Source organism: Kitasatospora sp. NEAU-69 (assembly GCF_057158765.1).
In genome coordinates, this window is the sequence record NZ_JBWXUE010000016.1 from 120416 (window position 1) to 133522 (window position 13107).

General features: G+C 70.3%; 11 protein-coding genes. All 11 read left to right on the top strand.

All coding sequences use genetic code 11. The features are described 5' to 3' along the window. Positions 1–87: 87 nt before the first annotated feature. The 11 genes from uvrA to AC060L_RS20320 all read left to right on the top strand — a co-directional run bounded on the left by uvrA (position 88) and on the right by AC060L_RS20320 (position 13072). Entirely contained in the window at positions 88–2994 is a 2907-nt protein-coding gene (gene uvrA, locus AC060L_RS20270) for an excinuclease ABC subunit UvrA (protein ID WP_483800224.1), read from the top strand. A 145-nt stretch (positions 2995–3139) separates the two neighbouring features. Beyond that, on the top strand, positions 3140–3595 hold the full coding sequence (locus AC060L_RS20275; RefSeq protein ID WP_483800225.1) for a Rieske (2Fe-2S) protein: 456 nt from the start codon (positions 3140–3142) through the stop codon (positions 3593–3595). Between the two features lie 153 nt (positions 3596–3748). Further along, positions 3749–5815, top strand: a complete 2067-nt coding sequence (gene uvrC, locus AC060L_RS20280) for an excinuclease ABC subunit UvrC (RefSeq protein ID WP_483800226.1) — start codon at positions 3749–3751, stop codon at positions 5813–5815. A 2-nt stretch (positions 5816–5817) separates the two neighbouring features. Further along, on the top strand, positions 5818–6723 hold the full coding sequence (rapZ, locus tag AC060L_RS20285; protein WP_483800227.1) for an RNase adapter RapZ: 906 nt from the start codon (positions 5818–5820) through the stop codon (positions 6721–6723). A gap of 44 nt (positions 6724–6767) precedes the next feature. Continuing rightward, positions 6768–7832 carry a gluconeogenesis factor YvcK family protein gene (locus AC060L_RS20290; RefSeq protein ID WP_483800228.1) on the top strand — a complete coding sequence of 355 codons (1065 nt, stop codon included), beginning with the start codon at positions 6768–6770 and terminating at the stop codon, positions 7830–7832. Next, positions 7823–8803, top strand: a complete 981-nt coding sequence (gene whiA / locus AC060L_RS20295) for a DNA-binding protein WhiA (RefSeq protein ID WP_483800229.1) — start codon at positions 7823–7825, stop codon at positions 8801–8803. The genes AC060L_RS20290 and whiA overlap by 10 nt, the downstream gene beginning before the upstream one ends. A gap of 233 nt (positions 8804–9036) precedes the next feature. Continuing rightward, positions 9037–10041, top strand: coding sequence for a type I glyceraldehyde-3-phosphate dehydrogenase (gene gap / locus AC060L_RS20300; RefSeq protein WP_483800230.1), 1005 nt, complete (start codon positions 9037–9039; stop codon positions 10039–10041). Between the two features lie 171 nt (positions 10042–10212). After that, complete coding sequence (locus tag AC060L_RS20305) at positions 10213–11418, top strand: phosphoglycerate kinase (RefSeq protein WP_483800231.1); 1206 nt, start codon at positions 10213–10215, stop codon at positions 11416–11418. Positions 11419–11420: 2 nt separating this feature from the next. Further along, the gene (gene tpiA, locus AC060L_RS20310; RefSeq protein ID WP_483800232.1) at positions 11421–12206 is read left to right on the top strand and encodes a triose-phosphate isomerase; all 786 of its coding nucleotides are present in this window, start codon (positions 11421–11423) and stop codon (positions 12204–12206) included. A gap of 109 nt (positions 12207–12315) precedes the next feature. After that, positions 12316–12552 carry a preprotein translocase subunit SecG gene (gene secG / locus AC060L_RS20315; RefSeq protein ID WP_483800233.1) on the top strand — a complete coding sequence of 79 codons (237 nt, stop codon included), beginning with the start codon at positions 12316–12318 and terminating at the stop codon, positions 12550–12552. Between the two features lie 184 nt (positions 12553–12736). After that, positions 12737–13072, top strand: a complete 336-nt coding sequence (locus AC060L_RS20320) for an RNA polymerase-binding protein RbpA (RefSeq protein ID WP_035841977.1) — start codon at positions 12737–12739, stop codon at positions 13070–13072. Positions 13073–13107 lie beyond the last annotated feature (35 nt).

Here is a 13107-nt window from a genome sequence, read left to right on the forward strand (position 1 = left end):
CGGCGACACTGGAAGCACCACCCGCTCCCCTTGGGCCCACCCCCAGACCCACTGACCTGCCCGTCCCGGAGAAAGGCGCCATTAGCTGTGGCCGACCGCCTCATCGTCCGTGGTGCTCGCGAGCACAACCTCAAGAACGTCTCGCTCGACCTGCCCCGGGACTCGCTGATCGTCTTCACCGGGCTGTCCGGGTCGGGCAAGTCCTCGCTGGCCTTCGACACCATCTTCGCCGAGGGGCAGCGGCGCTACGTCGAGTCGCTCTCCTCCTACGCCCGGCAGTTCCTCGGGCAGATGGACAAGCCCGACGTCGACTTCATCGAGGGCCTCTCGCCGGCCGTCTCGATCGACCAGAAGTCCACCAACCGCAACCCGCGCTCGACCGTCGGCACCATCACCGAGGTGTACGACTACCTCCGGCTGCTCTTCGCCCGGGTCGGCAAGCCGCACTGCCCGCACTGCGGGCGCCCGATCGCCAAGCAGTCCCCGCAGGCGATCGTGGACAAGGTGCTGGAGCTCCCCGAGGGCACCCGGTTCCAGGTGCTCAGCCCGGTGGTGCGCGAGCGCAAGGGCGAGTTCGTCGACCTCTTCGCCGATCTCCAGTCCAAGGGCTACGCCCGGGCCCGGGTGAACGGCGAGACGATCCAGCTGACCGAGCCGCCGAAGCTCAAGAAGCAGGAGAAGCACACCATCGAGGTGGTCATCGACCGCCTCACGGTCAAGGAGAGCGCCAAGCGCCGGCTGACCGACTCGGTGGAGACCGCGCTCAAGCTGGCCGGCGGCATGGTGGTGCTCGACTTCGTCGACCTCGACGCGGCGGACCCCGAGCGCGAGCGGATGTACTCCGAGCACCTCTACTGCCCGTACGACGACGTCTCGTTCGAGGAGCTGGAGCCGCGCTCGTTCTCCTTCAACTCGCCGTTCGGCGCCTGCCCGGAGTGCGCCGGGCTCGGCAGCCGGCTGGAGGTGGACCCGGAACTCGTGGTCCCCGACGAGGAGAAGACCCTGGAGGAGGGGGCGATCCACCCCTGGACCATGGGTCACATGAAGGAGCACTACGCGCGGATGATCAACGCGCTGGCGGCCGAACTCGGCTTCCGGACCGACATCCCCTGGGCCGGGCTGCCGGCCCGCGCGAAGAAGGCGCTGCTCTACGGCCACAAGGCCAAGGTCGAGGTCCGCTACAACAACCGGTTCGGCCGCGAGCGTTCGTACGTCACCGGCTTCGAGGGCGCGATCTCCTACGTCCAGCGCCGGCACGGCGAGGCGGAGACGGACACCAGCCGGGAGCGCTTCGAGGGCTACATGCGCCAGGTGCCCTGCCCGGCCTGTCACGGCACCCGGCTCAAGCCGGTGGTGCTCGCGGTCACCGTGCAGGGCAAGTCGATCGCCGAGGTCTCGGCGATGTCGATCAGCGACTGCGCCGAGTTCCTCGGTGCGATGAAGCTGAGCGCCCGGGACAAGAAGATCGCCGAGCGGGTGCTGAAGGAGGTCAACGAGCGGCTGCGCTTCCTGGTCGACGTCGGCCTGGACTACCTCTCGCTGAACCGCGCGGCCGGCACACTCTCCGGCGGCGAGGCGCAGCGGATCCGGCTCGCCACCCAGATCGGCTCCGGCCTGGTCGGCGTGCTCTACGTGCTGGACGAGCCCTCGATCGGCCTGCACCAGCGCGACAACCACCGGCTGATCGAGACGCTGGTCCGGCTGCGCGACATCGGCAACACGCTGATCGTGGTCGAGCACGACGAGGACACCATCAAGACCGCGGACTGGGTGGTCGACATCGGCCCGGGCGCCGGCGAGCACGGTGGCAAGGTGGTGCACTCCGGGGCGCTCAAGGACCTGCTGCGCAACCCCGAGTCGCTGACCGGCCAGTACCTGTCCGGCAAGCGGTCGATCCCGATCCCCGACGCGCGCCGCCCGCGCGACAAGAAGCGGCAGATCGTGGTGCACGGCGCGCGCGAGAACAACCTGCGCGACGTCACGGTGGGCTTCCCGCTCGGCACCTTCACCGCGATCACCGGCGTCTCGGGCTCGGGCAAGTCCACGCTGGTCAACGACATCCTCTACACCCACCTGGCGCGCGAGCTGAACGGCGCGCGCAGCGTGCCGGGCCGGCACACCCGGGTCACCGGGACCGACCTGGTGGACAAGGTGGTGCACGTGGACCAGTCGCCGATCGGCCGCACCCCGCGCTCCAACCCGGCCACCTACACCGGCGTCTTCGACCACGTCCGCAAGCTCTTCGCGGAGACCACCGAGGCGAAGGTGCGCGGCTACCTGCAGGGCCGCTTCTCGTTCAACGTCAAGGGCGGCCGCTGCGAGAACTGCTCCGGCGACGGCACCATCAAGATCGAGATGAACTTCCTGCCGGACGTCTACGTCCCCTGCGAGGTCTGCCACGGGGCGCGGTACAACCGGGAGACGCTGGAGGTGCACTACAAGGGCAAGTCCATCGCCGAGGTGCTGGACATGCCGATCGAGGAGGCGCTGCACTTCTTCGAGGCGGTCCCGGCGATCGCCCGCCACCTGCGCACGCTCAACGACGTCGGCCTCGGCTACGTCCGGCTCGGCCAGAGCGCGCCGACCCTCTCCGGTGGCGAGGCGCAGCGCGTCAAGCTCGCCTCGGAGCTGCAGAAGCGTTCCACCGGCCGGACCGTCTACGTGCTCGACGAGCCGACCACCGGCCTGCACTTCGAGGACATCAGCAAGCTGATCAAGGTGCTCAGCGGGCTGGTCGAGAAGGGCAACACGGTGATCGTCATCGAGCACAACCTCGATGTGATCAAGACGGCTGACTGGATCGTCGACATGGGCCCGGAGGGCGGCAACGGCGGCGGCATGGTCGTCGCCGAGGGCACCCCGGAGGAGATCGCCGGCGTGACGGCCAGCCACACCGGCAAGTTCCTGCGGGACATCCTCGGCGACCGGGTCACCGACGAGGCACCGGTCCCGGCGCCCCGCTCGCCCCGCAAGCGCGCGGCCGCGAAGAAGTAGCCGGCCGGGGAAGCAGCCGGCTGGGGGAGCAGTGGCCGCCCGGTGCCGCCCGAGCCGTTCGGGCGGCACCGGGCGGCACCGGTCGGGCTCATCGCGCGCGGCTAGACTGCGGCCCGACCGCACGTCGCACGACAGGGAGTCACCGATGTCCGAGGCCGCCGAGCAGCCCACCACCACCCGCCGCACGCTGCTCTGCTGCGGCGCGGCCGCGCTGGCCGGCGGTGCCGCGCTCACCGTGGCCGGCTGCTCGTCGAGCAGCGGTCAGAGCAGTGGCCAGACCACCGGCAGCGCCAAGGCCGCGCCGAGCCCGGTCACGGTCGGCCCGGCCTCCGACGTGCCGGTCGGCGGCGGCAAGGTCTACCGCGACCAGCACATCGTGGTCACCCAGCCGACCGCGGGCCAGTACAAGGCGTTCAGCGCCCGCTGCACGCACGCCGGCTGCATCGTCGACCAGGTGAAGGACAAGCTGATCGAGTGCCCGTGCCACGGCAGCCGCTTCAACATCGCGGACGGCACGGTCGCCGGCGGCCCGGCGCCGACCGCGCTGCCGTCCTACCCGGTCGCGGTGACCGGCGGCACGATCACGGTGACACCCAGCTGACTCCTGGCGGGGCTGCTGACTCCCGGCGCGACTGCTGATCCCGGCCGGGCTGAGTGTCCGCTGGGTGGTCCCTGGACGCCGGCTGTCCGAGCCGGGGACTAGGGTTTCCCGTGTCACCACAGGAACGAAGGGTTGCACAGAGGGGGAGCGACGATGGCTGACCCGTCCACCTACCGCCCGGCGCCGGGCGCGATCCCGGTCTCGCCCGGGGTCTACCGGTTCCGGGACGAGCACGGCCGGGTGATCTACGTCGGCAAGGCGAAGAGCCTGCGGCCGCGGCTCTCCTCGTACTTCCAGGACATCGCGAACCTGCACCCGCGCACCGCGACCATGGTCACCACCGCCGCCTCGGTGGAGTGGACCGTGGTCGGCACCGAGGTCGAGGCGCTCCAGCTGGAGTACGCCTGGATCAAGGAGTTCGACCCCCGGTTCAACGTCAAGTACCGCGACGACAAGAGCTACCCGGAGCTCGCGGTCACGCTGAACGAGCAGTTCCCCCGCGTGCAGGTGATGCGCGGGGCGCACAAGAAGGGCGTGCGCTACTTCGGGCCGTACGGCCACGCCTGGGCGATCCGCGAGACGGTGGACCTGCTGCTGCGCGTCTTCCCGGTCCGCACCTGTTCCAACGGCGTCTTCAAGCGGGCCCAGCAGGTCGGCCGGCCGTGCCTGCTCGGCTACATCGGCAAGTGCGCGGCGCCCTGCGTCGGCAAGGTCTCCGCCGAGGAGCACCGGGATCTGGCCGAGGAGTTCTGCGACTTCATGGCCGGGCGCACCGGCAACTACCTGCGCCGTCTCGAAGAGCAGATGCGCGAGGCCGCGGCCGAGCTGGAGTACGAGAAGGCCGGCCGGCTGCGCGACGACATCGAGGCGCTCAAGCGCGCGATGGAGAAGAACGCGGTCGTGCTCGCCGACGGCACCGACGCGGACCTGCTCGCGCTCGCCGAGGACGAGCTGGAGGCGGCCGTGCAGATCTTCCACGTCCGCGGCGGGCGGGTGCGCGGCCAGCGCGGCTGGGTCACCGACAAGGTCGAGGACGTGGACACCGCGGCACTCGTCGAGCACGCGCTGCAGCAGCTCTACGGCGGCGTCAGCGGGGACGAGCTCGGTGAGACCGTCCCGCGCGAGGTGCTGGTGCCGGCGCTGCCCGAGCCGGCGGGGCCGGTCCAGGAGTGGCTGGCCGGCCTGCGCGGCGCCGGCGTCGATCTGCGGGTCCCGCAGCGCGGCGACAAGAAGGACCTGATGACCACCGTCGAGCGCAACGCCCAGCAGGCGCTCGCGCTGCACAAGACCAAGCGGGCCTCGGACCTGACGACCCGTAGCCGGGCGCTGCAGGAGATCGCCGACGCGCTGGAGCTGGACAGCGTCCCGCTGCGGATCGAGTGCTTCGACATCTCCCACCTCCAGGGCGACGACGTGGTCGCCTCGATGGTCGTCTTCGAGGACGGCCTGGCCCGCAAGAGCGAGTACCGCCGGTTCCAGATCAAGGGCTTCGAGGGCCAGGACGACGTCCGCTCGATGCACGAGGTGATCGGCCGCCGGTTCCGCCGCTACCTGCGCGAGCGCGAGCAGACGGGGGAGTGGGCGGTCCCCGAGGCCGTCCCCGAGCCGGGCACCGCGCTGGACGCCGAGGACGACGAGCCGGGCACGCTGACCACCGAGGACGGCCGCCCGAAGCGCTTCGCCTACCCGCCGCAGCTGCTGGTCGTCGATGGTGGCCAGCCCCAGGTGGCCGCCGCCAAGCGCGCGCTCGACGAGCTCGGCATCGACGATGTCGCGCTCTGCGGCCTGGCCAAGCGGCTGGAGGAGGTCTGGCTGCCCGGCGAGGACGACCCGGTCGTGCTGCCGCGCAGCAGCGAGGGCCTCTACCTGCTCCAGCGGGTCCGCGACGAGGCGCACCGCTTCGCGATCACCTACCAGCGCAGCAAGCGCGCCAAGCGCTTCACCAGCGGCGGTCTGGACGCCGTCCCGGGCCTGGGCGAGACCCGGCGGACCGCGCTGCTCAAGCATTTCGGCTCGTTGAAGAAGCTGCGCGCCGCCACGGTCGAGGAGATCTGCGAGGTCCCGGGGATCGGACGGCGCACGGCGGAGACTGTTGTCGCGGCGTTGGCCTCCCGGCCATCCACGGCATTCGCCGTGAACACCGCCACAGGCGAGATCATGGATGCAGCCGAAACCGTGCCGGCCGGCATGGACAGCACCGAGAGCGGAGAAGCGAAGTGACAGTGGCCGACGATGGGGGCAACGCCCGGCCGAACGCCGGAGCGGAGACGGCCCCGGAGCTGGTGATCATCTCCGGCATGTCCGGAGCCGGCCGCAGCACGGCCGCGAAGTGCCTGGAGGACCTCGGCTGGTTCGTGGTCGACAACCTGCCGCCGGCACTGATCCCGACCATGGTGGACCTCGGCGCCCGCTCCGGCGGTGCGGTGGCCCGGATCGGCGTCGTGGTCGACGTCCGCGGCCGCCAGTTCTTCGACGACCTGCTCGCCTCGCTGGAGGAGCTGGAGAAGCGCGGTGTTCGACTGCGGGTGGTCTTCCTGGAGTCCACCGACGAGGAGCTGGTCCGCCGCTTCGAGAGCGTGCGCCGCCCGCACCCGCTGCAGGGCGACGGCCGGATCGTGGACGGCATCGCCCAGGAGCGCGACCTGCTGCGCGAGCTGCGCGGCGAGGCCGACCTGGTGATCGACACCTCCGACCTCAACGTGCACCAGCTGCGCGCCAAGCTCGACACCCAGTTCGCCGACCACGACGAGCCCGAGCTGCGCTGCACCGTGATGTCCTTCGGCTTCAAGTACGGCCTGCCGGTCGACGCCGACCTGGTGGTCGACTGCCGCTTCCTGCCGAACCCGCACTGGGTCCCCGAGCTGCGGGCCCGCACCGGCACCGACGGTGACGTCTCCGACTACGTCTTCCAGCAGCCCGGAGCCAAGGAGTTCCTGGACGGATACGCCGAGCTGCTGAAGATTGTTACCGAGGGTTACCGGCGCGAAGGCAAGCGTTATATGACGCTTGCCGTAGGCTGCACCGGTGGCAAGCATCGCAGCGTGGCCATGTCGGAGCGGCTGACGAAGCGTCTGATCGCCGACGGCGTGGAAACGGTGCTGGTGCACCGCGACATGGGACGGGAGTGACGGCGGTCCCACAGCACCGCCGGAAGTAGAAACGTGGGGTAGGTGTGACGGGATACTCGCCAGCGCGGCAGCTCCAGCACAAGGCCGCCGAGCGGGGTTCCCCGGGCGCGTCCAGACGCGTCGGCACCGCGCCGCGGATCACCGCGCTGGGCGGCGGGCAGGGCCTGTCCGCCTCGCTCTCCGCGCTGCGCCGGCTCACCTCGGACCTCACCGCCGTGGTCACGGTGGCCGACGACGGCGGCTCCAGCGGCCGGCTGCGCGAGGAGCTCGGCGTGCTGCCCCCCGGCGACCTGCGCAAGGCGCTGGCCGCGCTCTGCGGCGACGACGACTGGGGCCGGACCTGGTCCGAGGTGATCCAGCAGCGCTTCAGTGGCACCGGCGAGCTCGGCGGCCACGCGGTCGGCAACCTGCTGATCGTGGCGCTCTGGGAGAAGCTCGGCGACCCGGTCGCGGCCCTGGAGTGGGTCGGCCGACTGCTCAACGTGCAGGGCCGGGTGCTGCCGATGTCGGCGGTCCCGCTGGACATCGAGGCGCAGGTGCGCGGCCACGACCCGGGCCGGCCGTGCGCCGTCTCGGCGGTCCGCGGCCAGGCCAACGTGGCGGTCACCCCGGGCACCGTGCAGTCGGTCCGGCTGCTGCCCGAGGAGCCGCCGGCGGTGCCGGAGGCGGTGGCCGCGGTGCTGGAGGCGGACTGGGTGGTGCTCGGCCCGGGCTCCTGGTTCACCAGCGTGCTGCCGCACCTGCTGGTCCCCGAGCTGGCCAAGGCGCTCGTCGAGACGAAGGCCCGCCGGCTGCTCACGCTCAACCTGGCGCCGCAGCCCGGCGAGACCGAGGGCTTCACCCCGCAGCGTCACCTGGACGTGATCGCCGACCACGCCCCGGACCTCGGGGTGGACGCCATCCTGGTGGACGAGCGGGCGGTGACCGGTGGCGCCTTCGGCGTGGCCGACCTGGCGGGCCTGGAGAAGGCCGCGGGAAGAATGGGCGCTGCCCTGGTGCTGGACAAGGTCGCCTCGGCCGACGGCACCCCGCGACACGACCCGGAGCTCTTGGCGGCCGCGTACGACCGGATTTTCCGGACACATGGAAGGATCGGCCCATGGCGATGACGGCAGCTGTGAAGGACGAAATCAGCCGGCTCCCTGTCACCCGGGCCTGCTGTCGCAAGGCTGAGGTGTCGGCGATCCTGCGATTCGCGGGCGGACTGCACATTGTGAGCGGTCGGATCGTGATCGAGGCGGAGCTGGACACCGGAATTGCGGCCCGGCGACTGCGCAAGGACCTACTGGAGATCTTCGGGCACGCCTCCGAACTGGTGGTGATGGCCCCCAGCGGCCTGCGGCGCGGCAGCCGGTACGTGGTCCGGGTGATCAAGGACGGTGAGTTGCTGGCCCGACAGACCGGGCTGGTGGACGGGCGAGGTCGGCCGATCCGGGGCCTGCCCCCGGCGGTGGTCTCCGGCGCCACCTGCGACGCCGAGGCGGCTTGGCGCGGTGCCTTCCTGGCGCACGGCTCGCTGACCGAGCCGGGCCGGTCCTCCTCGCTGGAGATCACCTGCCCCGGCTCCGAGGCGGCGCTGGCGCTGGTCGGCGCGGCCCGCCGGCTCGGCATCCCGGCCAAGGCCCGCGAGGTGCGCGGCGCGGACCGGGTGGTGATCCGCGACGGCGACGCGATCGGCGCGCTGCTCACCCGGCTCGGCGCGCACGAGTCGGTGCTCGCCTGGGAGGAGCGCCGGCTGCGCCGCGAGGTGCGGGCGACCGCGAACCGGCTGGCCAACTTCGACGACGCGAACCTGCGCCGCTCGGCCCGTGCGGCCGTCGCGGCCGGGGCCCGGGTGCAGCGGGCGCTGGAGATCCTCGGCGACGAGGTCCCCGAGCACCTGGCGGCGGCCGGCCAGCTGCGGATGCAGCACAAGCAGGCCTCGCTGGAGGAGCTGGGCGCGCTCGCCGACCCGCCGCTGACCAAGGACGCGGTGGCCGGGCGGATCCGCCGGCTGCTCGCGATGGCCGACAAGCGGGCGTCCGAGCTCGGCCTGCCCAGCACGGAGGCGAATCTGACCGAGGAGATGGCCCTCAGCTGAGACGGTTCGTTCAGACGGTTTGTTAAGACGGTTCGTCCGATGGTCCTTCAACTGCTCTCGTCGAGGGGCGTGGCGTTCACGGAAGTGTGTCCAGGAACGCCACGCCAGGGTCTTGACCCGCAGACTGATGTGCCCCGTCGGACCTCAGGGAGGTAGGGTCAGTGGTGGTCGGGGACATCCCAATTTCCACTCCGTCGGCATAGTCCGGCGCACCTCCAGAGGAGATCGGTTTCGTGACGATCCGGGTAGGTATCAACGGATTCGGCCGCATCGGCCGCAACTTCTTCCGCGCGGTCAAGTCCCAGGGCGCGGACATCGAGATCGTCGGTGTCAACGACCTGACCGACACCAAGACCCTGGCTCACCTGCTCAAGTACGACTCGATCCTGGGCACCTTCCCGGGCGAGGTCAGTCACACCGCCGACAGCATCACCGTCGATGGCAAGACCTTCAAGGTCATCGCCGAGCGCGACCCGGCCAGCCTGCCGTGGGGCGAGCTGGGCGTGGACGTCGTCATCGAGTCGACCGGCATCTTCACCAAGGCGGACCAGGCAAAGAAGCACGTTGCCGCCGGCGCGAAGAAGGTCATCATCTCGGCGCCCGCCACCGACGAGGACGTCACCATCGTGATGGGCGTCAACGACGACAAGTACGACGCCGCGAACCACACCGTCATCTCCAACGCCTCCTGCACCACGAACTGCGTGGCGCCGCTGGCCAAGGTGCTGAACGAGAACTTCGGCATCGTCAAGGGCATGATGACGACGGTGCACGCGTTCACCAACGACCAGGTCACGCTGGACTTCCCGCACAAGGACCTGCGTCGCGCCCGTGCCGCGTCGATCAACATCATCCCGACCTCCACCGGTGCCGCCAAGGCCACCGCGCTGGTGCTGCCGGAGCTCAAGGGCAAGCTGGACGGCACCTCGCTGCGCGTGCCGGTCCCGACCGGTTCGATCACCGACCTGGTCGTCACCCTGGAGCGCGAGGTCACCGTCGAGGAGGTCAACGCGGCCTTCCAGAAGGCCTCCCAGGGCTCCCTCAAGGGCATCCTGCAGTACACCGAGGACCCGATCGTCTCCTCCGACATCGTGAACTCGCCGTTCTCCACCATCTTCGACTCGCTGATGACCATGGTCCAGGGCGACCAGGTCAAGGTCTTCGGCTGGTACGACAACGAGTGGGGCTACTCGAACCGCCTCGTCAACCTGACCACGCTCGTCGGTGGCCAGCTCTGACTCAGCGGAAGCTGACGTGATGTGAGGGGGCAGGGCCCGGACGGCGGACACCGCGTCCGGGCCCTGCCCCTGCCCACCCTCACCTCCTTGCCCTACCCTCACCTTCGTCCCGGTGGCCCGGCGCTGTGCCACTCCCAGCGTCATCCCCCCTCTCCCAGGAGATCGAAGACTGTGAAGACCATCGACGACCTCGATGTCGCCGGCCGGCGGGTATTCGTCCGCGCCGACCTCAACGTGCCGCTGAACGGCACCACCATCACGGACGACGGCCGGATCCGCGCCGTCGCCCCGACGATCGCGGGGCTGCTGGAGCGCGGCGCCAAGGTGATCGTCGCCTCGCACCTGGGCCGCCCGAAGGGCGAGCCGGACGAGAAGTACTCGCTCGCGCCGGCCGCCGTGCGCCTGGGCGAGATCCTCGGCACGCCGGTCGCCTTCGCGACCGACACCGTGGGTGACAGCGCGAAGGCCACCGTCGCCGCCCTGCGCGACGGCGAGGTCACGCTGCTGGAGAACCTGCGCTTCAACGCCGGTGAGACCTCGAAGGACGACGCCGAGCGCGGCGCCTTCGCGGACCAGCTGGCCGAGCTCGCCGACCTGTACGTCGGCGACGGCTTCGGCGCGGTGCACCGCAAGCACGCCTCGGTCTACGACCTGCCGGCCCGGCTGCCGCACGCGGCCGGCCTGCTGATCGAGAAGGAGGTGGCCGTCCTCAAGAAGCTCACCGACGAGGTCGAGCGCCCCTACGTCGTGGTCCTCGGTGGTGCCAAGGTCTCCGACAAGCTCGCGGTGATCGACAACCTGCTGGGCAAGGCCGACCGGATCCTGGTCGGCGGCGGCATGGCGTACACCTTCCTCAAGGCCCTGGGCCACGAGGTCGGCATCTCGCTGCTCCAGGCCGACCAGATCCCGACCGTCCTGGAGTACCTGGACCGGGCGAAGGCCAACGGCGTCGAGTTCGTCCTCCCGGTGGACATCGCGGTCTCCGCGCACTTCCCGGACACCAAGACGCACGCCCCCGTGCCGGACTTCGAGGTCGTCGACGCCGACAAGATCCCGGCCGACAAGGAGGGCCTGGACATCGGCCCGAAGACCCGCGCGCTGTTCGCCGAGAAGCTGGCGGACGCCAAGACGGTCTTCTGGAACGGCCCGCTCGGCGTCTTCGAGCACCCGACCTTCGCCGAGGGCTGCAAGGCCGTCGCACAGGCCCTGACGGAGAGCGACGCCTTCACCGTGGTCGGCGGCGGCGACTCCGCGGCGGCCGTCCGCATCCTGGGCTTCGACGAGACGAAGTTCGGGCACATCTCGACCGGCGGTGGCGCGAGCCTCGAGTACCTGGAGGGCAAGACGCTCCCCGGTCTCGCCGCCCTGGAAGGCTGAACATGACCGAGCGTCTCCCGCTGATGGCGGGCAACTGGAAGATGAACCTCAACCACCTTGAGGCCATCCAGCACACCCAGAAGCTGGCGTTCGCGCTGGCCGACAAGGACTACGCGGCCGTCGAGGTCGCCGTGCTGGTCCCGTTCACCGATCTGCGCTCGGTGCAGACGCTGGTGGACGGCGACAAGCTGAAGATCAAGTACGGCTCGCAGGACATCTCGGCGCACGACTCCGGTGCCTACACCGGCGAGGTCTCCGGCCCGATGCTGTCGAAGCTGAAGTGCAGCTACGCGACGATCGGCCACTCGGAGCGCCGCGAGTACCACGGCGAGAACGAGGAGATCGTCAACGCCAAGGTCAAGGCGGCGTTCCGGAACGGCATCGTGCCGATCCTCTGCGTCGGCGAGCCGCTGGAGATCCGCAAGGCCGGCACGCACGTCGAGTACACGCTGGCGCAGCTGGACGGCGCGCTGGAGGGCATCCCGGCCGACCAGGCCGAGACGATCGTGGTCGCGTACGAGCCGGTCTGGGCGATCGGCACCGGCGAGGTGGCCACCCCGGCGGACGCGCAGCAGGTCTGCGCCGCGATCCGGGCCCGGCTGGCCGAGCTGTACAGCGCCGAGCTGGCCGACAAGGTCCGGGTGCTGTACGGCGGTTCGATGAAGGCCGGCAACGTGGCGGGCCTGATGGTCCAGCCCGACATCGACGGCGGTCTGATCGGCGGGGCCTCGCTGGACGCCGACGAGTTCGTCAAGGTCGTGCGTTACCGCGAGCAGGCGGTAGGCTAACCGCTCACAGCAACGTAGTCTTTGGGCCGGACCGCCTTTTACCGGGCGGCCCGGCCCTTCGCTCATGACCCAGCTCATGACCCCATAGAACGAGAGAGTTGGTCCCGCCGTGGTTCTCGGGTTCTCGATTGCCCTGATCGTCTTCAGCCTGTTGATGATCGTCCTCGTGCTGCTGCACAAGGGGAAGGGCGGCGGTCTGTCCGACATGTTCGGCGGTGGCGCGATGTCGGCCGGTGGCGGTTCGGCGGTCGCCGAGCGCAACCTGGACCGGATCACGATCGTCATCGGCCTGGCTTGGTTCGCATGCATCGTCGTACTGGGTCTGCTGATCAAGGTCAAGAGCTGATCCGGACTCAGTTCCGAAGGCAGTGCGGACATATCCTTATCCGGTCCGTACACTAGGACAACTTGCCACTGTCCGCAGCGGGCGGCCGGTCGGCGGGAGCAGGGTGAGACCGGGTCCCGCTGGGGGCGGCGGTCAGCAACGCCTGGGCAGACCAGGCGGATAAGGGCACGCAGGGAGTCAGACCGTGGCAAGTGGCAACGCCATCCGTGGCAGCAGGGTCGGGGCAGGCCCGATGGGCGAGGCGGAGCGCGGCGAGTCCGCCCCCCGCAACCGGATCTCCTTCTGGTGCGCCAACAAGCACGAGACGCGCCCGAGTTTCGCTGCCGAGGCCGTCATCCCGGACACCTGGGACTGCCCGCGCTGCGGGTTCCCGGCGGGGCAGGACGAGCACAACCCGCCGGCGCCCTCGCGCAACGAGCCGTACAAGACGCACCTGGCCTACGTCCGCGAGCGTCGCACCGACGCCGACGGCGAGGCGATCCTCGCCGAGGCGCTGGCGAAGCTGCGTGGCGAGATCTGATCGCTGATCCGGTCGTCGATCCGATCGTCCGAACA